We start from the raw sequence: 19,529 nt of genomic DNA on the forward strand, positions 1-19,529 counted from the left end.
ACGATCAACCTGCACTGAACCGTGCCGTCATGTGTCGTACTCGCCGCTGTCCCATGGCTCAAAGAATGCCATGTAGTTCCCGGGCAGCATTTCTACCGCCCACACATCGCCTTCATCTTCTGGTTCTCGAACGACCAGGCCAAAGTCAATTCCGAGATACTCGACCTTGAACGGAACGACCTCCACCCGCTCAAAGGATATGTCCCCGAGACTTGCCAGTCTTTGATCGGCCAGGCTGCGACGGGCACTGTGGTCCAAGCTGGCACGTGGGCCAAAACTATCGATCCTTGCTTCAAGGAGATGTCCGGTTTCGTCGAACACATACAGTGCTACAAACTCACATCCAGGATGGTTTTCACGAGCTGAATCAAACGGTGTAGTCAGAATGAACTGACGCCCGTCTTTGGTGACACCAACGTGCTCTGCATGGTAGTCATCGTGGTCGATGGCTATCAATGTAGGTCTGCCTTCCATGGAGTTTCCTTCTGTTGTCTAACGTTGATGTGTTCGGCAAATCTGGCTCTCCACATGCAGGCCGGCATGGATCTTCGGTGCGGAAAATCGCTGTTGCGCCAGGGACCTGAGCTCGCGCTCTGCTCTGCTCTGAATGGATGGAGAGGTTTAACCGATCCAAGAAAGTCTCCGCTGTCGGGGCCGCTTTACACGATCGCTACGGCAGTGTGACAGACTGCTTAGCGCTTGAAAGATGACGCTCTCTTGTGGGCCCGTATCGGAAGTTCATTAGAAGCCTGTGCTCAGCGGCGGATTCTCTCTTGCGAAGTGCTCGCATACCAGCCTCCATGGCTGAGCGCTATCTGGAGGGGCTTTCCTTCTTTCATGCGCAGTGCAAACAGGTAGGCCTGCAACGCCCTCCGCGCCTGTCTCCACAGCCAGTCGGCCAAGAACCAACGCGGAATGCCCCCGCCAACGTCACCCATCCATCGCCCGGGCAACTCCCCAAATACGAGACCTATTCCCCTGTTGTTCCTGCCTTCGATGGAAGCCGATTCAGAGAAGACTAAGACTATTTGTCCGTTGCGGTGATCGCAGGCGCCATCCTTGCAAAAGTTTTGCAGGTGACGGTGTTGTGATTGCCCTATCGAAAAGGGTGGATGCCATGAGAGTTGATGCAGGAACAAGCTACATACACACGGGCCAGCGCCTGCAGGCTTCGGCCGCCGACCGTTCGGCCACGTCCTTTTCGGCCGCGCTGGCCGCAACCCAGACAGAGGGCACCACGCAGGCAGACTTCACCAACATGACCCGCCAGGACATGCGTGATTGGGTCAATACCCAGATTCGCAGCGGGGAAATGTCGCTCGATGACAGCCGGCCCTTCATGGCAATGACCATGAAAATCCCGGTCGGCGGCGGCCGGGGCGGCGAGCTGCCAGCCGAGAGCGACGGTACACGTTACGACTTCACACAGAAGGTGCATGACGGCATCCAGGGCGCACTATCGCGCAACGACGAAACGTCCCTGAAGATGCTGGAATCAGCCATGCAAATCATCCAGCGGCATCAGGGCCAGGCCATCGGCATTGATATTCGGGCATAAAACACAAAGAGCCGACCGATAAACCGTGGAGCAGGAGTTGCCCCGGTTCCCCGGACCTCTGTGCCACCAAGACAAGCCCCACACCACCGCGCATTCGGACGAAAGTCAACTTGCAGACGCAGGGCGTTGGGCGGCTTTTGGCGGCCAGTCCCCGTTCGCACCCCATCCACTTGCAGCAATCACTGCATGGCAGCCACCCGTTCCACCAGCCTGCTGCAGCACCAAGTCCGCTCGTCGGTTCTTGACACTGCCTTCACCGGTGCTATTGCTGACCATGCGTCGGTAGACGCCGCAAATCACACCCCATCCCTCAAAAATGAGGCCCAGGCCCTTCCTGGGCCAGCGTGTCGTGCGCATTGCGCAGCGGGCAGACCTTGAGCGACAAACAACCGCAGCCAATGCATCCATCCAGCTGGTCACGCAGCGCCGTCAGCGTGCGGATGCGCTCGTCCAGGTCGTCACGCCAGCGGGCGGAGAGGCGGCGCCAGTCTGCCACCGTGGGCGTGCGCCCGGCAGGCAGCGCCTGCAAAGCATCGGCAATGGCGGCCAGGGGCACGCCCATGCGCTGCGCGACCTTGATCACCGCCACGCGGCGCAGCACCGAACGCGGGTAGCGCCGCTGGTTGCCCGCATTGCGCACGCTGGCGATCAGCCCGCGCGATTCATAAAAATGCAGGGCCGACACGGCAAGCCCGCTGCGGCTGGCGACCTCGCCCACCGACAGCTCAGATTGTTCGGATTGTTCGGACTGCGCGCCCGCTACCTCACGGGCAACGGGGATGCTGGGCTTGCCTGGCTTCACAACCATTCCTTCAAAGGTTTTCTTCATGGTGATTGACCTCAATTTAACTTGAGGTTTGATACTAGCCCACGAAACCGGTGAAGCCGCCGCTCCTGCGGCGGCCGCCCAGGTTTTCTCGGCAATTCCGCTTTTGGTTTCACCGTTATCTCCCACTTCTGGACTTCTGCACCATGCGCCCTGATTCCGCAACGACCCTGCGCCCTGCCACGGCCGCTTCCAAACTCCGCTTCATCAACCCTCCCGGCCTGTACGACCCACGCGCCAATGGCTATACCCATGTGGTGGTGGCGCCCGCCCAGTCGCGCACCGTCTTTGTGGCGGGCCAGAGCGGCGAAAACGCGGCGGGCCAGCTGGTCCCCGACTTTGGCGAGCAGTTGCGCCAGGCATTCACCAACCTGCGCATGGCGCTGGCAGGCGCAGGGGCCAGCGTGCACGACGTGGCCAAGCTCACGGTATTGGTGGTCGACCACACCGAACAGCGGCTGGCGCTGTTCAGCCAGGCGGCGCGCAGCCTGTGGCCCGATGGGGCGGCACCGGCCTGCACCCTGATCCCGGTGCCCCGGCTGGCGCTCGACGGCATGCTGATAGAAATCGAGGCCACGGCGGTAGTGCCCGCGTGAGCACCGCAAAGGTGACCGCGAAAGCGCCCCGTTTGTGACGTACCATGCCGGCACGGTCCCATTCCGAGACCTTTACAGGAGGCCCTATGGCAAAAGGCGAACAACGCAGCAACAAGATGGCGAAGAAACCCAAGAAGGACAATTCGCTGCCCAAGGAAAGCGGTGGCTCTGACCGCCCCATGCCACCGGTGACCTCCGTCATTCCGCGTGGCAAAGAAAAGAACAAGTAACGCAGTGGCGCGCATGCGCCCACAACCTACTTGCTATCACATCAATAGCTGCTAGCGCTCTACCATCAAGCGCTAGCAGCTATTTTCATTTGGATTTTCTGCTTCAGCTCTGGGTGCTTGTCGCGTCCGTCTGCACCGCACGGGCGATCCAGTCGGTATCGGGCTCGGGCCGCCCGAAGAGGTAGCCCTGGTACACGATGTCGGGCGCACGCTGGCTCAGGAAGTCTGCCTGCTCGCGGGTCTCGACGCCCTCGGCCACCACACGCAGGCCAAAGTGGCGGGCCACCGACAGGATGCCCTCCACCAGCACGCCATCGTCGGCATTGGTCGGTGCGTCGCGCACGAAGGAGCGGTCGATCTTGATCTCCTGGATCGGCAAGCGCTTGAGGTAGGCCAGAGATGAATAGCCCGTGCCAAAGTCGTCCAGCGACATGTCCACCCCCAGCGCCGCCAGTTCGTGCATCTTGGCCACCGCGTCGTCAAAATCGTCGATCACCAGGCCTTCGGTCACCTCCAGCGTCAGCAGGCGCGGGTCGGCACCGGTGGCGGCCAGGATGGCGCGCAGCTGCGGCACAAACCCCGCCTGCCGGAACTGCCGGGCACTCAGGTTGACCGACAGCCGCAACCGGCGCTCCTGAAACACGGGCTGCGCCAGCAGTGCGCAGGCATGGGTGAGCACCCAGCCGCCCAGGCTCACGATGAGGTCAGACTCTTCGGCCACGGGGATGAACACCCCGGGCGCCACCAGGCCGTCGCGCGGATGCTGCCAGCGCACCAGCACCTCGGCGCCGGTGAGCTGGCCCTGCACGTCCACCTGCGACTGCAGGTACAGGCGCAACTCGTTCGCTCCGATGGCCTGGCGCAGCTCGCGCTCCACGCGAAAGCGCTGCTCGGCCGCCTCCCCCATGCCTTGCTCGAAGAAGGCCGCACGCCCGCCGCCCGCCTGCTTGGCACGGTGCAGCGCGGTGCCCGCGCGGCGCAGGGCATCGTGCGCGACATCGTTGGCACTCTGCGGATAGAGCGTGATGCCAACGCTCGCGCCCAGCTGGGCCTCTTCGGCATCGTTGTCCTGCAGGCGCAGCGGCCTCAGCAGCGCGGACTGCAACTTTTCGGCAAAGGCCAGGGCATGCCGGCCGGCCAGCGAGGCATCTGCGCCCAGGCTGTGGAGCACCACCGCAAATTCGTCGCCCGCCACGCGCACGAGCAGGCCCTGGGCAGGAAGGATCTCGGACAGGCGCAGCGCCACGGCACACAGCAGGCGGTCGCCCGCATCGCTGCCGCGCGCATCGTTGAAGGTGGTGAAGCGGTCCAGGTCCAAGAGCAGCAGCGCGTGCTGCGTGGTGGGCGCCCGGCCCCGGCGTCCCTGCAGCGCGGACAGCCGCTCCATCAGCGTGAAGCGGTTGGGCAGGCTGGTGAGGCTGTCGAAATGCGCCAGGCGGTGGATCTCGCGCGCAGCGCGCTTACGTTCGGTGACGTCCTGCTTGAGCTCCACATAGTGGGTGACGTGGCCATCGGGCTGGCGGATGGGGGCCACCACCACGGCCTCGGCAATCTCGGCGCCGTCCTTGCGGCGGTTGACCTGCTCCCCCGCCCAGTTCTCGCCGCGCGCCAGCGTATCGCGCAGCCCCTGGAGCTGCGCTGGCGTCAAGCCGTTGCTGGAGATCTGGGCCGACAGCTGGCCCAGTGCCTCGTCGCGGGCATACCCCGTGCGGACGAGGAAGGCGGCATTGACATATTCGATGCGCCCTTCCAGGTCGGTGATGACGATGCTCTCGGGGCTCTGCTCCACGGCCCGCTGCAGCTTGCGCAACTCGGCATCGGTGGTGGCCAGGCTCGATGCCGTGTGCTGCGCCTCCTGCACGCGGCGCAGGTAGCTGCGCCGCGACAGCAAGGTCGCAGCAGCCGTGACCGCCAGTATTCCGCTCAGGTAGGCCACATATGCCAGCCGGTTGCCATAACGCGCCGGGGGCAGCCAGCCGTGCAGGTCCGCCCAGACAAACAACAGGAACAGCACCCCCGTGGTACCGGTCAGTATCAGTGTGGGCCGCGCCCCCAGAATCCACCCGGCAAACACGATCAGCACCGGGAAATTGAGCAGGTTGGGGCCACGCAGCCCCCCATTGGTCGCGGCCACCACCGAGACCACACCCCACACCCCCCAGATCAGTACCAGCGCAGCCTGGTGCCAGCGGTGCAAGCGGCCCAGCAGCACCGCCACGCCGCCCATGGCGCCCGCGCCCAGATTGAGCAGCACGTGGGTCCAGGACAGGGGCCGGTCCAACAGCAGCAGGGCCGCAATGAGCGTGCCGGTGAGCATGGCCGTCCAGGAGCCGGCCCGCACCAACTGCTCAGTGGTGGCATCGTCTCGCTCGGGAGGCCAGGATGGGTCAACAGGGCGCATGGTGAAGGCGGTGACAACCAGGCTGGCATAGTAACCCGATACATCGCGACTATCGAGTCTTCGATGTCCACCGCCCGGCGGGCACAGACCGATGCCCGCCCTCAAAAGCGCTTTTTTTTCGGCCTGCTCGCCGTCGCCCGCTGCAGGCTCGCGCACGCCCGAGCCCTTGCCCTGGGCTTTGGTGCGCGCGTCCTTCTTGGTCTGGCGCTTGGCGTCTTCGGCAAGCCCTGCGTCACGCCAGGCTTCAAACTCCAGCGGGGTTTCCAGCGCGATGCGCCCCAGGATGGCGGTGCGGAAGTCGGTCATCACGATCTCGGCCGTCTTTTGCAGGTTGACCCTGCCACCGCCCAGCATGGCGCCGCGCGTTTGCGGCCAATGGCTTCGAGCAGCTCTTCGTCGTGGGCGGCCACGGCCCTCTCGGGCAGGCCCAGCTTGTAGCGCGCCTCCAGCTTGGTGATGCCCGCCTCTCGTCGCCCGTCTTGGCCTGGCGTTTGTTGCTGAAGGTGTTGATCAGCGTGGACTTGCCCACATTGGGCACACCGCAGATCAGCACGCGCATGGGCTTGGCCATGCCACCCCGGTTGGGCGACAGCAGGTGGCAGCCGTCAATGAGCTTGCGCGTGGGGGCCGGGTCCGAGGCATCGAGCGGCAAGGCGCGCGTGTCGCTCTGGGCGTTGTACCAGTCCACCCACAGCTACCGGTGGTTCTCGATTCGCACCACCGAGGCCAATGCCAACGAGTGCTATGAGGGCGTCTGAATTCCGGCCACCTTCACCACCCTGCGCCAACGCTCCATTTCCCTGCGAATGAAATCGGTGTATTCCGCAGACCGTGATACGACAACCACCAGGCCCTGCGCCTCCAGCTGCTTGCGGGTCTCGGACGCCTTGAAAGCGCTATCCATCTCTTTTTCCAGCCGCCCCACCACGGCGGCGGGTGTGCCTGCGGGGGCAGAGATGCCCACCCACGACACGGCCTTGAAGCCCGGATAACCCACTTCCGAGATGCTGGGCACGTCAGGGAGTTGCGGATTTCTGAACAGGCTGGTGACCGCCAGCGCGCGGAGTTTGCCGCTGCGCACATGGGGGGCCACGGCGTCCAGATTGGTGAACATCATGCCTGCCTTGTTGTCCATCACCGCGTCCAACGCGGGCTTGGCGCCGGTGAACGGCACCCCGGTCAGCCCCAGCGTCGTGCAGTTGCGCGTGCCGGATGCTCCGTTCACGCAGGTGCTGATGGTTTGCTTGAGCAACTCCATCGCCAGGTGCCCTGACGACGCATGCACTTGCGCATAGGTGAGTTTGCCAGGCTGGGCCTTGCCCACTGTAATCAGCTCCTGCAGGGATTTGAGCGGCGAATCCGCGCCCACGACCAAAACGTTAGGGCCTTCGGACAGCTGGGAGATGTGCACGAAGTCCTTGAGGGAGTCGTAGTCGAGCCGGGGATTGAGGGCATGGCTGATGGCATTGGTCCCCACGCCAGACAGCACCAGCGTGTAGCCATCCGGCGCGGCACCAGCGGCGGCTTTGGTGCCTTTGCTGTCGGTGTTTTCCACCTGCACCGGCTGCCCCAGCTTGAGCCCCAACTCCTTGGCCATCAACCGACCCAGCTGATCGCTGCTCCCACCTGCCGGGAAGGGGATGATCAGGCGCAAAGGCTTGGTGGGCCAGGTCTCCTGCGCCATGGCAGGCGCGGAGAAACACACGGACAAAGCGGCTACCACGCACGCTACTGCACTCAAAGTTTGCATGAACAAAATCCCGGTCGTTGTTATCGTCACCGCGATCGCAGGGCCTGCGAGTCGGCGGTGCACAGCACTGCGGCGCCGGTGCGTGGCGCCCTGCTTCACGACGGAGGTATCAGGGCGTCACGCGGGCGAGCAGAGATACGATGTCATATCTCTTAACAGGCGGCCAGCAGGTTTTCCCTATATCCACTGGTGGGGGAGTGGGTGCGGACGCGGTGCGGCCCGCGTGGCAGCTGCCATGGCAAACACCGATGTGCACAGTCCCTGGCCCTCACCGTGACCGGGCGCCTTGGAAGACACCTGACCACAGCTGTCCCGACTGACCCATGCGGGCCAATGGCAACGACTGTGGATGCCATGCGTACCCTCCGGGGGTTGTACTATCAGTTCAGCGCGCTCACAGTGCTGCCGGGCGATGAACCGGGTTTATGGCGCATCACCAGACGACGGATCACGCACGCCGGAGCCCTTGCCCTTGGAGTGGGTGCGCGCGTCTTTTTTGGCCTGGCGCTTGGCGTCTTCGGCCAAGCCCGCAGCTCTCCACGCTTCAAACTCGGTTGGCGTCTCCAAGGTCACGCGCCCCAGGATGGCGGTGCGGAAGTCCGTCATCACGATCTCGGCCGTCTTTTGCAGGTTGACCCTGCCACCGCCCAGCATGGCACCGCGTTTGCGGCCAATGGCTTCGAGCAGCTCTTCGTCGTGCATGGATGCCACAGCCCCCTGCGGCAGGCCCAGCTTGTAGCGCGCCTCCAACAACGGTGCATAGTTCTGCTGCAGGCGGCGCAGCAGCTCCAGCGCCACCAGTTCCTCGTCGTAGGCATTGCGGCCCACGGCGCCGCTGGCGGCCAGGTTGTAGCCACTTTCGGGCACGATGATGCGCGGCCACAGCATGCCGGGCGTGTCCCACAGGTAGAAGTCATCGGCCAGCGTGATGCGCTGCTCCAGCTTGGTGATGCCGGCCTCGTCGCCCGTCTTGGCCTGGCGTTTGTTGCTAAGGGTGTTGATCAGCGTGGATTTGCCGACGTTGGGCACACCGCAGATCAGCACGCGCATGGGCTTGGCCATGCCGCCCCGGTTGGGCGACAGCAGGTGGCAGGCGTCAATCAGCTTGCGCGTGGGGGCCGGGTCCGACGCATCGAGCGGCAAGGCACGCGTGTCGCTCTGGGCGTTGTACCAGTCCACCCACAGGGCCGTGCGGTCTGCGTCGGCCACGTCCTGCTTGTTGAGCACCTTGAGCGTGGGCTTGTGGCCCGTGATCTCGGCCAGCAGCGGGTTGGCGCTGGAGCCAGGCAGGCGCGCGTCCAGCACCTCGATCACCACGTCAATGTCCTTGATGCGTTCGGTGATGGCTTTACGGGTCAGGTGCATGTGACCGGGGAACCACTGGATGGCCATGCGGGGGTACTTTCTTGTGTTTTCGATACTGTCTGAGGGTGGCAAGGATAATCGCGGTCCTCACTTGCCCACGCCACCGCGTTATTTGACCTCCATGCCAGCACCTCTCGACACCCCGCGCAAAGCCACCGCCAGCAAGGCCGATAAGGAAGTGCTGTTCAAGGGCGTGACCTGCGCACTGATTGGCCTGGTCATCCTGCTGGCGCCCTATGTGGCGCGCTCCGCCAGCGTGCGTGATCTCATGGGCCAGGCGGCCCTGGTGGGCTGGTTTGCGCTCGTGCTGGGCATTGCGTTCGGGGTGCAGTACGGCATGCGCCGCGCCAAGGCCACGCGCCGCCAGCCGTGATGTCGGCGACCCTCACCACCCTGGCGCGCGCTGTGGACGGCGCCACGGCCCAGGCCATGTTCCAGGCCCTTCAGCAACAGGCTGTCGAAGCGGGCATCCTACTGCGCAACCCGCCGCCCGAGCCCACCACCTGCTGCGGGCGCGGCTGCAATGGCTGCGTGTGGGAGGGGTTTCTGCACGCCGCCGAATACTGGCGGCAAGAGGCGCTGCTGCGGCTGGAGGGCTGAATTTTCAGCCAAATCGGCCTCTAGCGCTTTAAAGATAGGCGCAAGAAGCTATCAAATCAGGAGTGAATGCAGCCTGCGTGCCGCATCACCCGAGCTCCTTCACCGACATGTACTGCTCGCGCCATTCCTCAAACGGCAGTGTGTCCGCCGCCTCGATGGCCTTCTGCGCGGCAATCGATTCATCCGCCATCGCCAGGTAACGTGCCTGCTGCTCTGCCGTCCACGGCAGGCCCAGCAGTGCGTCACGCGCAGCGATGGACTGTTGGCGGGCAAAAGACTCAAAGCTGTGGTGATGCTCGCCCACGATGCTGTCGAGCACGCGGGCTGACGGTGTGCGCTCGGGCGCAGACATCAGCGCGCGGGCGTCGCGCAGCGCGGCGCTGTAGTCATCCGTGCCATGGGTGGCGTCCAGCGCCGCAGCCAAAGGCGCACACGCGGCCAGCACTTCGGCGCCCCATTCGGTCAGCCGCACACTCTGGCCATTGCGCGAAAGCTGCAAGCCGGGCTCGCGGCCCCGCTCGGCCGTGAGGTGCTGGTTCTGCTTGAGCTCGGCAATTTCGGCCGGTGTGTCGGGCGGGCTGTCGGACAGCAGGCAGTGCAGCAAGAACACATCCAGCAGGCGCATGGTGGGCGCCGTGATGCCCACGGGCACGAAGGGGTCCAGGTCCATCAGGCGCACTTCGACATATTCGACGCCGCGCTCGCGCAGCGCATGCAGCGGGCGCTCGCCGGTGCGCACGGTGCGCTTGGGGCGGATGGTGCCGTAGAACTCGTTCTCGATCTGCAGCAGGCTGGTGCCCAGCTGGTTGTAATCACCGCCCGGGTTGCGCACGCCCACGGTCTCGTAGGCGGGGTACGGCTTGGTCAACGCCTCGTGCAGCGAGTTGGCGTAGCCCGCGAGGCCGTTGTAGCTCACGGCCAGCGTGGCCTGCGCGTCGCTCTGGTAGCCCAGGCGCCCCATGCGCAGCGAGGTGGCGTGGGGCAGGTACAGCGCGCTGCCGCCCTCCATGCGCTGCAGGCGGTGCTCGCGCCCTTCCACAAAACAGGGGCACAGCGCGGGCGAGGCCCCAAACAGGTACAGCAGCACAAACGCGTGCCGGCGGAAGTTGCGGATCAGCGAAAAATACTGCTCGCTGTCCACACCCGGCAGCGACCAGTTGTAGTGGATGCCCGAAATGGTCTGCATGCGGCGGCCATAACGGTGGCCCAGGCCCATGCGGTACACGCTCTTGGCGCGGCCCACGTTGGAGCTGCCGTAGCGGCCAATCGGAATCGTCTCGTCGGTGGGCAGGCCACAGGGCATGCTGGACGCCCAGAGCAGCTCGCCGCCGCTCTCTTTGAGGGTGTGGTGCACAAACTGGTGCACCTCGGTCAGCTCATCGAGGCATTCGTGCACGCCCTTGCGAGCGCCGGTGATGAGTTCGAGCTGCGACTCGCTGTAATCGGTGGTGATCAGCGGGTGCGTGAGGGCCGAGCCCAGCGCCAGCGGGTGCGGCGTGAGGGCCAGGCCGCCGGTGGGCAACACCCGCAGCCCTTCCTTTTCAATGCCGCGGCGAATCCCCCCCAGGGCGTCCGCCGGGTAGGCGGCCAGTCTCTCGTGCAATTTGCTCATATGTTTATACCGATCCAACTTCTGTCGGCCCGGAACTTAGCACGTTGGGCGCTGGCCCGCCCAGAGGGGCGTCAAGCCCTTGCGGCCAAAGCCTTTCCTACTTCATTGGTTCCTTGGGCTGCACCACTTTGTGGTACTTGGTCACCCGCGCGCTCGGTCACCTCGGCCAGGCGGGCCGCCAGCTGCTCGGGCACGTCGGCACCGATGCCCAGATGAATGCCCTGCGTTAGGGTGATGTGGGCCGCCTCGAAGGTGCCCGCGCCCGCACACAGGATGGTGCGCGTCGGGGCGCTTTCATGGGCCAGCACCAGCATGGCGGGCACCACGGCCTCGGGCTTGAGGGCGTCCAGCACCTCCTGGGGCATCAGGCCTTCGGTCATGCGCGTGGCGGCCGTGGGCGCCAGGGCGTTGACGTGGATGTTGTACTTGGCGCCTTCGATGGCCAGGGTCTGCATCAGCCCCACCTGGGCCAGCTTGGCGGCGCCATAGTTGCTCTGGCCAAAGTTGCCGTACAGGCCGGTGGACGACGTGGTCATCACGATGCGGCCGTACTGCTGCGCCACCATGTGCGGCCACACGGCCTTGCAGCAGTGGGCGGCACCCATCAGGTGCACGTCCACCACCAGGCGGAAGTCGTCCATGCCCATCTTCGAGAACGACTTGTCGCGCAGGATGCCCGCGTTGTTGACCAGGATGTCCACCCGGCCCCAGGCATCGATGGCCTGCTGCACCATGGCCTCCACCGCGGCGAAGTCGGTGACGGATGCGCCATTGGCCAACGCCTCACCGCCCGCCGCGCGGATCTCATCGACCACGGCCTGGGCGGCTCCCACGGTGGCACCGCTGCCGTCCACCGTGCCACCCAGGTCGTTGACCAGCACCTTGGCGCCCCGCGCCGCCAGCGCCAGCGCATGCTGGCGGCCCAGGCCGCCGCCCGCGCCCGTCACGATGGCCACGCGGCCTTTGAAATCAATACCCATGGTGAAGGTGCTCCTGTTGTCTGGTGGGTCCACCAATCGGTGGAATAGAAAAGCATCCGGCAGCCTGCCCCAATGTGCTGGCGCCGCGCGCTGCACTGTAAGCCACGCGGCACAGGTCACCGGTTGCGCACGCGACTGAATGAATGCAAGGGCGTGCACTGCGCCGAAAACCATGCGGGGTCAGGTACCGCGTGCACGGGCACGGCGCATTGGGAATAATTGGCCTCGCACACCCTCCTCGGGCGCAGCACCTGTTGCGGCACCCGATTGCTCACAATTTCATAGCTATCAGCGCTTATTTATCAAGCGCAAGCGACCATTTTTACCAAGGATTTCCCATGAAAGCAGTCTGGAACGACGTGGTAGTTGCCGAGAGCGACGACACCGTGGTGGTGGAAGGCAACCACTACTTCCCCGAAAGTGCGCTCCACCGCGACTACTTCACCTTCAGCAACCACAAGACCACCTGCCACTGGAAGGGCCAGGCCAGCTACCTGTCGCTGCTGGTCAACGGCGAAATGAACACCGACGCCGCCTGGTTCTATGCCGACCCCAAGCCCGAAGCCGAAGAAATCAAAGGCCGTGTGGCGTTCTGGAAGGGCGTGAAGGTTTCCGCCTGAGCCACCCGCAGCCCACGGCCTGCGGGTTATCCCTGTCAGCACTGGACAATCATGTGGATAAGTTTTGACAAGCCTTGTATGACAGTGCCAAGTGCTTGATTTGTAAGGGCACACCCTGCGATGCCTCATTTTTAGGCAGCACACAAAATCATGGCAATGGTTATCCCAGCCTGCACTGGACAATGGTGTGGATAACCTTGGATAAGCCTTGTATGACAGCTTTAAGTGATTGATTTACAAGGGCTATCTTTGTAACGCTTAAAAAACAGGCAATACGGATATCTGTTCTGATCCGCCCTCCGACACCTTGCAGAGCCTCCCCAAAACCCCCGGTTATCCCTGCCGACACTGGACAATGGTGTGGATAACCTTGCACAAGCTTTGTATGACAGTCTTAAGTCATTGATTTACAAGGAAACTCCTTGTTCCGCTTAAAAAACAGGCAGCACCGTACGGGCAAGGCGCCTGCGGTACAGTCCACGTCGGCGCTCTTCGGAATGCTCTTTATTTAATAGCTACCAGCGCTTTATAGACAAGCGCTAGCGGCCAAAAACACTCAGAAATCTCCCGTGCCCATCCCTCCACTCCAGCACAGCCCTGCCGCCGAACGCAACCAGGCCCCGATCCTGGCGCAGCTGCTGGCGCTGCTGCCGCCCGCCGGCGCCGCGCTGGAGATTGCCAGCGGCACCGGCCAGCACGCGGTGCACTTTGCCGCCGCCCTGCCCGGCTGGACCTGGCAGCCCACCGACCAGCAGGCCACCCACTTTGCATCGATCACCGGCTGGGCCACCCAGGCCGGCGCCGCCAACGTGCGGGCGCCGCTGCAGCTGGATGTGCTGCAAAGCCCGTGGCCCAGCGAGGGCCCGGCGTTTGGCGCCGCATCATTTGACCTGATCTACTGCGCCAACATGCTGCACATCGCCCCTTGGGCCTGCTGCGCGGGGCTGATGCAAGGCGCCGCCCGGCACCTGGCGCCGGGTGGCTGCCTGGTCACCTATGGCCCCTACCTGGAAGACGGCGTGCCCACGGCCTCGGGCAACCTGGCCTTTGACACCAGCCTGCGCGCGCAGGACGCCAGCTGGGGCATCCGCCACATCGACGACGTGGCCGCTGTGGCTGCCCAGGCCGGCCTGCAGCTGGCCAAACGGCATGCAATGCCGGCCAACAACCTGCTGCTGGTGTGGACCAGCGCCCCACCCGCCAGTGCGGCCTGACCAACTTCTTTTCTTCTGACGGAACTGCCCCATGAGCACCCCGACCGCCGCCCCCTTCTTCATCGCCAAGGTCGAGCCCGATGGCACCCAGTGCGACGCCTGGCCCGAGCAGCCGCTGCTGCTGTCGCTGGAGCAAGGCGGCATCGACTGGCCCAGCTCCTGCCGCAACGGCACCTGCCGCACCTGCATCGGCCAGCTGGTGGAAGGCAGCGTGCGCTATGCCATCGAATGGCCGGGCCTGACGGCCGAAGAAAAGGAAGAAGGCTGCGTGCTGCCCTGCGTGGCATACCCTGCGTCGGACGTCGTTCTGCAAGGCAGTGCCATCTGATCTGCGTCAGGCACACCCCCGTTTGAATACGAACCGGGGCGCGGTGCACTAAAATCACACATTCGGGGGCAAGGGAGCCTCTGCATGAATCGCGCGGCAGTGTGCGCTGCGGATCGGGATGGGTTGCAAGGCGCAAAGCGCAGCAATAGCGAGGCTATTGCGAGCATTTGCAACGCAGCAGACCGCCCGAGACCGCAGATGCACGCAGCGCGATGATTCGTGCAGAGGCTCCCTCAGCCCCTTTGACGTGCGGCAGCGCCGCATCGCATGTTCTTTGGGTTGGTTTCTTGGGGGCACCACCGCCTTCGGCCACGGGAACCTGTGCTGCAGCACACCGCCAGCAGGCAAATCGCCAGCGGCCCCCTCTGAAAGCCCAAGCCTTCCATGACCTCCCCCCTCACCCCCGTGCCGATCTCCCCCGTCGAGGACATCGTGGCCGAGATGCGCGCCGGGCGCATCGTCATCCTGGTGGATGAAGAAGACCGCGAAAACGAAGGCGACCTGGTCCTGGCCGCCGACCATGTGACGCCCGAGGCCATCAACTTCATGGCCCGCTTCGGCCGGGGCCTGATCTGCCTGACATTGAGCCGCGAGCGCTGCGAGTTCCTGAAGCTCCCTCCCATGGCCGCACGCAACGGCACCGTATACAGCACGGCCTTCACCGTCTCCATCGAGGCCGCCGAGGGAGTGACCACCGGCATCTCGGCCGCCGACCGTGCCCGCACCGTGCAGGTGGCGGTGGCCCGTGGCAGCCAGCCCTCCGACCTGGTGCAGCCCGGCCACATCTTCCCGCTGCAGGCGGTGGACGGTGGCGTGCTGATGCGCGCAGGCCATACCGAAGCCGGTTGCGACCTGGCCGCCATGGCCGGCTGCAGCCCTGCGTCGGTGATCTGCGAGATCATGAAGGACGATGGCACCATGGCCCGCCTGCCCGATCTGCAGCTGTTTGCCGCCGAGCACGGCCTCAAGATCGGCACCATTGCCGACCTGATCGAGCACCGCAGCCGCAATGAAACGCTGGTCGAAAAAGTGGGCCAGCGCACGCTGCAAACCGCCTACGGCGAGTTCACCGCCCATGCCTTCCGCGACAAGCCCAGCCAGGCCGTGCACCTGGCGCTGGTCAAAGGCCAGTGGAGCGCCGACGACGTGGTGCCCGTGCGGGTGCACGAGCCCCTGTCGGTGTTCGATGCACTCGAAATCAACCGCTCCATGCACTCGTGGGGCCTGGACACCAGCCTGCAATACCTCAACGCACAAGGCAAGGGCGTGGCCGTGCTGCTCAACTGTGGCGAAAGCGCGGGCCAGCTGCTGGCGCAGTTTGAAGGCACGGCCCGCTCCGCCCAGGCGCCCGAACGCGGCCGCATGGACCTGCGCACCTATGGCGTGGGCGCACAGATCCTGCGCGAATGTGGCGTGCAAAAGATGGCCCTCATGGGCCAGCCGCGCCGCATGCCCAGCATGACCGGCTACGGCCTCGAAATCACCGGTTTCATCCCCAAAGAATAAAGAGCAATACCACTATGTTTGGCGCAGAAAAAGGCACCGCAGACCGCCTGGACGGCAAGAAACTGCACATCGGCATCGTGCAGGCCCGCTTCAACGAGAGCGTCACCAACACATTGGCCGCGGCATGCCGTGCCGAGCTGCTGGCCCTGGGCGTGCAGGAAAAGCACATCAAGCACGTGCTGGTGCCTGGCGCACTGGAAGTGCCCGTGGCCTTGCAGGCCATGGCCGAAAGCGATGAGTACGACGCACTGATTGCGCTGGGCTGCATCATCCGTGGCGAGACCTACCACTTCGAACTGGTAGCCAATGAATCCGGCGCGGGCGTGACCCGCCTGGCGCTGGACTACCAGATCCCCATTGCCAACGCCATCATCACCACCGAAAACCTCGAGCAGGCGATCGCCCGCCAGACCGAAAAAGGCACCGATGCCGCCCGCGTTGCGGTGGAAATGGCCAACCTGCTGGACGAACTGTCATGAGCGAAAACACCCCCACGCCGTCGCCGGCACGCCCTCCCAAGCAAGTCCGTACCGGCCTCAAGAGCACGGGCGTGCGCAAGGCAGCCTCCAAGTCCAACCGCAGCCGCGCACGCGAGTTCGCGCTGCAGGCCCTGTACCAGCACCTGGTGGGCGGCAACACGCCCGAAGCCATCGACGCATTCACGCGCGACCTGGCGGGCTTTCACAAGGCCGACTCGGTGCATTACGACGCGCTGCTGCACGGCTGCATCAACACCGCCGCTGACCTGGATGCGCTGATCACCCCGCTGCTGGACCGCAAGATGGCCGAGATTTCGCCCATCGAACATGCGGTGATGTGGATCGGCGTGTACGAGTTTCAGCACTGCCTGGACGTGCCCTGGCGCGTGGTGCTCAACGAATGCATTGAGCTTGCCAAAGAGTTTGGCGGCACCGATGGCCACAAGTACGTGAATGCCGTGCTCAACGGCCTGGCCCCCAAGCTGCGCACGCTGGAAGTCGCAGCCGACAAGGCCTCGGGCACCGCGCCCTCCGCGCCCGTTGACGAAGCCTGAGCGCACCGCCGCCCGCTCCGGAGCGTGCCATCTGCCGCCACGCCCGGTGCCCTCCCCCTTGAGTTTCCGAGCAACACCCGACCCGCTCGGGCAGGACACCTTCCCATGAAGTTTTCCACGCGCGCCGAGCGCATCGAACCGTTCTACGTGATGGAAGTGGCCAAGGCCGCGCAGGCCCTGGCCCGCGAGGTGGCAGGCACGCGCGAACCGATGATTTTTCTGAACATCGGCGAGCCGGACTTCACCGCCCCGCCGCTGGTGCAGGAGGCCGCAGCCCGCGCCGTGCACAGCGGCGCCACGCAATACACCAATGCATTGGGCCTGGACGCCTTGCGCGAGCGCATCAGCGGCTGGTACCAGAGCCGCTTCGGCGTGAACGTGCCCGCACGCCGCATCGTGGTGACGGCCGGCGCATCGGCCGCGCTGCAACTCGCATGCCTGGCGCTCATCGAGTCGGGCGACGAGATCCTGATGCCCGACCCGAGCTACCCCTGCAACCGCCATTTCGTGAGCGCCGCAGAAGGCAAGGCCGTGCTGCTGCCCACCACGGCGGCCGAGCGCTACCAGCTGAGCGCCGACAAGGTGCGCGCGGCCTGGGGCGAGAAGACGCGGGGGGTGTTGCTGGCCTCGCCCTCCAACCCCACGGGCACCTCGATTGCGCCCGATGAGCTGCGCCGCATCCATGAGGTGGTGCGCGCACACGACGGCATCACGATGATCGATGAGATCTACCTGGGCCTGTCGTACGAGGAAGAGTTTGGCCACACGGCGCTGGCCATCGATGAGAACATCATCAGCATCAACAGCTTCAGCAAGTACTTCAACATGACCGGCTGGCGCCTGGGCTGGATGGTGGTGCCAGAGGCCATGGTGCCGGTGGTCGAACGCCTGGCACAAAACCTGTTCATTTGCGCCAGCACCGTGTCGCAACACGCGGCGCTGGCCTGCTTCGAGGCCGAGAGCATTGCCGAATACGAACGCCGCCGCGCCGAATTCAAGGCCCGGCGCGACTACTTCATCCCGGCCCTGCAATCGCTGGGCCTTTCGGTGCCGGTAATGCCCGACGGGGCCTTCTACGCCTGGGCGGACTGCACGCAAGCCGCCGAGCGCCTGGGCGTCACCTCTGGCAAGAACTGCAGCTGGGACTTTGCGTTTGAGCTGATGCGCCGCGCGCACATCGCGGTAACGCCGGGTCGCGACTTTGGCACCGCCGAGCCGGAGCGCTTTGTCCGTTTTTCCACCGCCAATTCCATGGCGCAGCTGCAGGAGTCGGTGGCGCGGCTGCGCAGCGTGCTGGGGTAACGCGCGATGGCGTTCGAGTTCCCGATTCGCGTCTACTGGGAGGACACCGATGCCGGTGGCATCGTGTTCTATGCCAACTACCTCAAGTTCTTTGAGCGTGCGCGCACTGAATGGCTGCGCTCGCTGGGCGTGGGGCAACAGCAGCTCAAGGAACAAACTGGCGGCATGTTTGTCGTAACCGATGCGCAGCTGCGCTACCACCGCCCCGCACGGCTGGACGATGAACTGATTGTTACCGCCGCCCTGCAGGCCACCGGCCGCGCATCGTTGACAATAGTGCAGCGTGCGCTCCTGAAACCAGAGCAGATGACCGAACAAGCCCCGTTGCTGCTGACCGAAGGCACCATCCGCATCGGATGGGTCGATGCCGCCACCATGCGCCCCGCAAGAATTCCGAGCCCCCTCCTGGAACAACTCACACCATGAACTCCCAAAACATGTCCATCATCTCCCTGGTGCTGCACGCCAGCTGGGTGGTGCAACTCGTCATGCTGCTGTTGCTCGGCGTATCGGTCGCCAGCTGGGCCGCCATCTTCCGCAAGCTGTTTTCGCTCAAGCGCGTCAAGACCTTGAACGAAGACTTCGAGCGCGAGTTCTGGTCCGGCACCAGCCTCAATGACCTGTACGCCAGTGCCGCACAAAACTCCCGGCAGGCAGGCCCCATGGAGCGCATCTTCGCCAGCGGCATGCGTGAATACCAAAAACTGCGTGAGCGCCGCATCGTGGACCCCGGCACCCTGCTCGACGGCGCACGCCGCGCCATGCGCGCGAGCTTCCAGCGCGAGATGGATGTGGTGGAGTCGAGCCTGTCGTTCCTGGCTTCGGTGGGCTCGGTCTCGCCGTATGTAGGCCTGTTTGGCACCGTGTGGGGCATCATGCATGCGTTCACCGGCTTTGCGGGCATGGAGCAGGTCACGCTGGCCACGGTGGCCCCCGGCATCGCGGAAGCCCTGGTGGCCACCGCCATTGGCCTGTTCGCTGCCATCCCGGCCGTGATCGCCTACAACCGCTTTGCCCGCGACATTGACAGGGTGGCCACGCACCAGGAGACCTTCATCGAAGAGTTCTCCAACATTCTTCAGCGCAACCTGGGCGCCCAGCCCGCGCCCGTAGGCCATACGGCCTCGGGCCACTGAGCACGGAGGCTCCCATGCCCGCCATGGCATCCCGCGGCCGAGGCCGCCGCACCATCAACGAGATCAACATGGTCCCGTTCATCGACGTCATGCTGGTGCTGCTCATCATCTTCATGGTGACGGCGCCCATGCTTACGCCGGGCGTTGTCGATGTGCCCAGCGTGGGCAAAGGCAAGAACATGCCCAAGGTAGTGGCCCAGGTCATCGTCAACAAGGACGGATCGCTGCAGTTCAAGACGCCCGAAGCCACACGCAGCCTGAACCAGCGCGAGATCGGCGATGCCGCCAGCCGTTGGCAGAAGGCCCAGGGGGCCGACAGCGCCAGTGCGGTGGTCATCAGCGCCGACAAGGGCGTGCAGTACGAAAACGTGGTGAAGACCATGGATGCCTTGCAAAAGGCGGGTGTGCAACGCGTAGGGCTTTCCGTCAAACAGGGCGGTTGAACCGAACTCTCGCCAGCCGCTCTCACGCC

22 protein-coding genes and 1 pseudogene are annotated in these 19,529 nt (G+C 64.6%); 15 read left to right on the forward strand and 8 right to left on the reverse strand.

All coding sequences use genetic code 11. The annotated features are described in order from the left end of the window. Window positions 1-27 precede the first annotated feature (27 nt). On the reverse strand, window positions 28-474 hold the full coding sequence (locus IB243_RS19235) for a hypothetical protein (RefSeq protein ID WP_010460276.1): 447 nt from the start codon (window positions 472-474) through the stop codon (window positions 28-30). Window positions 475-1,117: 643 nt separating this feature from the next. Here IB243_RS19235 and IB243_RS19240 point away from each other — a divergent pair. Next, window positions 1,118-1,558 carry a hypothetical protein gene (locus IB243_RS19240; protein ID WP_192428761.1) on the forward strand — a complete coding sequence of 147 codons (441 nt, stop codon included), beginning with the start codon at window positions 1,118-1,120 and terminating at the stop codon, window positions 1,556-1,558. 310 nt (window positions 1,559-1,868) lie between these two features. On the opposite strand, the gene soxR is transcribed toward IB243_RS19240, so the two are convergent. Then, on the reverse strand, window positions 1,869-2,387 hold the full coding sequence (soxR, locus tag IB243_RS19245) for a redox-sensitive transcriptional activator SoxR (RefSeq protein ID WP_225585044.1): 519 nt from the start codon (window positions 2,385-2,387) through the stop codon (window positions 1,869-1,871). 143 nt (window positions 2,388-2,530) lie between these two features. On the opposite strand from soxR, the gene IB243_RS19250 reads away from it, so the two are divergent. Continuing rightward, window positions 2,531-2,980: a RidA family protein gene (locus IB243_RS19250; protein ID WP_192428762.1), complete on the forward strand. Its 450-nt coding sequence runs from the start codon at window positions 2,531-2,533 to the stop codon at window positions 2,978-2,980. An 86-nt stretch (window positions 2,981-3,066) separates the two neighbouring features. After that, the gene (locus IB243_RS19255; RefSeq protein WP_010460267.1) at window positions 3,067-3,210 is read left to right on the forward strand and encodes a hypothetical protein; all 144 of its coding nucleotides are present in this window, start codon (window positions 3,067-3,069) and stop codon (window positions 3,208-3,210) included. A gap of 103 nt (window positions 3,211-3,313) precedes the next feature. Here IB243_RS19255 and IB243_RS19260 read toward each other — a convergent pair whose 3' ends face one another. The 4 genes and pseudogenes from IB243_RS19260 to ylqF all read right to left on the reverse strand — a co-directional run bounded on the left by IB243_RS19260 (window position 3,314) and on the right by ylqF (window position 8,753). Further along, on the reverse strand, window positions 3,314-5,527 hold the full coding sequence (locus tag IB243_RS19260; protein WP_192428821.1) for a GGDEF domain-containing phosphodiesterase: 2,214 nt from the start codon (window positions 5,525-5,527) through the stop codon (window positions 3,314-3,316). A 222-nt stretch (window positions 5,528-5,749) separates the two neighbouring features. Next, a pseudogene (locus tag IB243_RS19265) lies at window positions 5,750-6,305 on the reverse strand (GTPase); the annotation flags it as partial. Between the two features lie 48 nt (window positions 6,306-6,353). Next, on the reverse strand, window positions 6,354-7,361 hold the full coding sequence (locus tag IB243_RS19270; RefSeq protein ID WP_082615531.1) for a tripartite tricarboxylate transporter substrate binding protein: 1,008 nt from the start codon (window positions 7,359-7,361) through the stop codon (window positions 6,354-6,356). 423 nt (window positions 7,362-7,784) lie between these two features. Further along, on the reverse strand, window positions 7,785-8,753 hold the full coding sequence (ylqF, locus tag IB243_RS19275; protein WP_192428763.1) for a ribosome biogenesis GTPase YlqF: 969 nt from the start codon (window positions 8,751-8,753) through the stop codon (window positions 7,785-7,787). 94 nt (window positions 8,754-8,847) lie between these two features. Between ylqF and IB243_RS19280 the strand changes: the two genes are divergently transcribed. Further along, complete coding sequence (locus tag IB243_RS19280; RefSeq protein ID WP_192428764.1) at window positions 8,848-9,099, forward strand: hypothetical protein; 252 nt, start codon at window positions 8,848-8,850, stop codon at window positions 9,097-9,099. Beyond that, window positions 9,099-9,326 carry an oxidoreductase-like domain-containing protein gene (locus IB243_RS19285; protein ID WP_225585045.1) on the forward strand — a complete coding sequence of 76 codons (228 nt, stop codon included), beginning with the start codon at window positions 9,099-9,101 and terminating at the stop codon, window positions 9,324-9,326. Before IB243_RS19280 ends, IB243_RS19285 begins: the two co-directional genes overlap by 1 nt. Window positions 9,327-9,411: 85 nt before the next feature. On the opposite strand, the gene gshA is transcribed toward IB243_RS19285, so the two are convergent. Continuing rightward, window positions 9,412-10,938: a glutamate--cysteine ligase gene (gene gshA / locus IB243_RS19290; RefSeq protein WP_192428765.1), complete on the reverse strand. Its 1,527-nt coding sequence runs from the start codon at window positions 10,936-10,938 to the stop codon at window positions 9,412-9,414. 71 nt (window positions 10,939-11,009) lie between these two features. Then, complete coding sequence (locus tag IB243_RS19295) at window positions 11,010-11,918, reverse strand: SDR family NAD(P)-dependent oxidoreductase (RefSeq protein ID WP_192428766.1); 909 nt, start codon at window positions 11,916-11,918, stop codon at window positions 11,010-11,012. Between the two features lie 338 nt (window positions 11,919-12,256). Between IB243_RS19295 and IB243_RS19300 the strand changes: the two genes are divergently transcribed. The 10 genes from IB243_RS19300 (at window position 12,257) to IB243_RS19345 (ending at window position 19,500) form a co-directional block, all read left to right on the forward strand. Further along, window positions 12,257-12,538, forward strand: coding sequence for a DUF427 domain-containing protein (locus IB243_RS19300; RefSeq protein ID WP_010460243.1), 282 nt, complete (start codon window positions 12,257-12,259; stop codon window positions 12,536-12,538). 569 nt (window positions 12,539-13,107) lie between these two features. Beyond that, a complete protein-coding gene (locus IB243_RS19305; protein WP_192428767.1) occupies window positions 13,108-13,752 on the forward strand; it encodes a DUF938 domain-containing protein in 645 nt (214 codons plus the stop codon). A 31-nt stretch (window positions 13,753-13,783) separates the two neighbouring features. After that, the gene (locus tag IB243_RS19310) at window positions 13,784-14,080 is read left to right on the forward strand and encodes a 2Fe-2S iron-sulfur cluster-binding protein (protein ID WP_192428768.1); all 297 of its coding nucleotides are present in this window, start codon (window positions 13,784-13,786) and stop codon (window positions 14,078-14,080) included. Window positions 14,081-14,464: 384 nt separating this feature from the next. Next, window positions 14,465-15,586 carry a bifunctional 3,4-dihydroxy-2-butanone-4-phosphate synthase/GTP cyclohydrolase II gene (gene ribBA, locus IB243_RS19315; RefSeq protein WP_192428769.1) on the forward strand — a complete coding sequence of 374 codons (1,122 nt, stop codon included), beginning with the start codon at window positions 14,465-14,467 and terminating at the stop codon, window positions 15,584-15,586. Between the two features lie 14 nt (window positions 15,587-15,600). Then, entirely contained in the window at window positions 15,601-16,065 is a 465-nt protein-coding gene (ribH, locus tag IB243_RS19320; protein WP_192428770.1) for a 6,7-dimethyl-8-ribityllumazine synthase, read from the forward strand. Continuing rightward, window positions 16,062-16,619 (forward strand): transcription antitermination factor NusB, encoded by a 558-nt coding sequence (nusB, locus tag IB243_RS19325; protein WP_010460233.1) that lies wholly within the window; start codon window positions 16,062-16,064, stop codon window positions 16,617-16,619. Before ribH ends, nusB begins: the two co-directional genes overlap by 4 nt. Before the next feature lie 105 nt (window positions 16,620-16,724). Beyond that, window positions 16,725-17,921: a pyridoxal phosphate-dependent aminotransferase gene (locus IB243_RS19330; RefSeq protein ID WP_192428771.1), complete on the forward strand. Its 1,197-nt coding sequence runs from the start codon at window positions 16,725-16,727 to the stop codon at window positions 17,919-17,921. 6 nt (window positions 17,922-17,927) lie between these two features. Continuing rightward, window positions 17,928-18,347, forward strand: coding sequence for a tol-pal system-associated acyl-CoA thioesterase (gene ybgC, locus IB243_RS19335; RefSeq protein ID WP_192428772.1), 420 nt, complete (start codon window positions 17,928-17,930; stop codon window positions 18,345-18,347). Next, complete coding sequence (tolQ, locus tag IB243_RS19340; RefSeq protein WP_192428773.1) at window positions 18,344-19,057, forward strand: protein TolQ; 714 nt, start codon at window positions 18,344-18,346, stop codon at window positions 19,055-19,057. Before ybgC ends, tolQ begins: the two co-directional genes overlap by 4 nt. 14 nt (window positions 19,058-19,071) lie before the next feature. Next, on the forward strand, window positions 19,072-19,500 hold the full coding sequence (locus IB243_RS19345) for an ExbD/TolR family protein (RefSeq protein WP_192428774.1): 429 nt from the start codon (window positions 19,072-19,074) through the stop codon (window positions 19,498-19,500). Window positions 19,501-19,529 lie beyond the last annotated feature (29 nt).

This window comes from Acidovorax sp. ACV01, assembly GCF_014851495.1.
Taxonomy (GTDB): Bacteria; Pseudomonadota; Gammaproteobacteria; order Burkholderiales; family Burkholderiaceae_C; genus Acidovorax; species Acidovorax radicis.

Excerpts from the sequence above, each read along its gene's own strand:
- IB243_RS19235 (WP_010460276.1), bottom strand. The coding sequence starts at position 474 with ATGGAAGGCAGACCTACATTGATAGCCATCGACCACGATGACTACCAT.
- IB243_RS19240 (WP_192428761.1), top strand. The coding sequence starts at position 1,118 with ATGAGAGTTGATGCAGGAACAAGCTACATACACACGGGCCAGCGCCTG.
- soxR (WP_225585044.1), bottom strand. The coding sequence starts at position 2,387 with ATGAAGAAAACCTTTGAAGGAATGGTTGTGAAGCCAGGCAAGCCCAGC.
- IB243_RS19250 (WP_192428762.1), top strand. The coding sequence starts at position 2,531 with ATGCGCCCTGATTCCGCAACGACCCTGCGCCCTGCCACGGCCGCTTCC.
- IB243_RS19255 (WP_010460267.1), top strand. The coding sequence starts at position 3,067 with ATGGCAAAAGGCGAACAACGCAGCAACAAGATGGCGAAGAAACCCAAG.
- IB243_RS19260 (WP_192428821.1), bottom strand. The coding sequence starts at position 5,527 with ATGCTCACCGGCACGCTCATTGCGGCCCTGCTGCTGTTGGACCGGCCC.
- IB243_RS19270 (WP_082615531.1), bottom strand. The coding sequence starts at position 7,361 with ATGCAAACTTTGAGTGCAGTAGCGTGCGTGGTAGCCGCTTTGTCCGTG.
- ylqF (WP_192428763.1), bottom strand. The coding sequence starts at position 8,753 with ATGGCCATCCAGTGGTTCCCCGGTCACATGCACCTGACCCGTAAAGCC.
- IB243_RS19280 (WP_192428764.1), top strand. The coding sequence starts at position 8,848 with ATGCCAGCACCTCTCGACACCCCGCGCAAAGCCACCGCCAGCAAGGCC.
- IB243_RS19285 (WP_225585045.1), top strand. The coding sequence starts at position 9,099 with ATGTCGGCGACCCTCACCACCCTGGCGCGCGCTGTGGACGGCGCCACG.
- gshA (WP_192428765.1), bottom strand. The coding sequence starts at position 10,938 with ATGAGCAAATTGCACGAGAGACTGGCCGCCTACCCGGCGGACGCCCTG.
- IB243_RS19295 (WP_192428766.1), bottom strand. The coding sequence starts at position 11,918 with ATGGGTATTGATTTCAAAGGCCGCGTGGCCATCGTGACGGGCGCGGGC.
- IB243_RS19300 (WP_010460243.1), top strand. The coding sequence starts at position 12,257 with ATGAAAGCAGTCTGGAACGACGTGGTAGTTGCCGAGAGCGACGACACC.
- IB243_RS19310 (WP_192428768.1), top strand. The coding sequence starts at position 13,784 with ATGAGCACCCCGACCGCCGCCCCCTTCTTCATCGCCAAGGTCGAGCCC.
- ribBA (WP_192428769.1), top strand. The coding sequence starts at position 14,465 with ATGACCTCCCCCCTCACCCCCGTGCCGATCTCCCCCGTCGAGGACATC.
- ribH (WP_192428770.1), top strand. The coding sequence starts at position 15,601 with ATGTTTGGCGCAGAAAAAGGCACCGCAGACCGCCTGGACGGCAAGAAA.
- nusB (WP_010460233.1), top strand. The coding sequence starts at position 16,062 with ATGAGCGAAAACACCCCCACGCCGTCGCCGGCACGCCCTCCCAAGCAA.
- IB243_RS19330 (WP_192428771.1), top strand. The coding sequence starts at position 16,725 with ATGAAGTTTTCCACGCGCGCCGAGCGCATCGAACCGTTCTACGTGATG.
- ybgC (WP_192428772.1), top strand. The coding sequence starts at position 17,928 with ATGGCGTTCGAGTTCCCGATTCGCGTCTACTGGGAGGACACCGATGCC.
- tolQ (WP_192428773.1), top strand. The coding sequence starts at position 18,344 with ATGAACTCCCAAAACATGTCCATCATCTCCCTGGTGCTGCACGCCAGC.
- IB243_RS19345 (WP_192428774.1), top strand. The coding sequence starts at position 19,072 with ATGCCCGCCATGGCATCCCGCGGCCGAGGCCGCCGCACCATCAACGAG.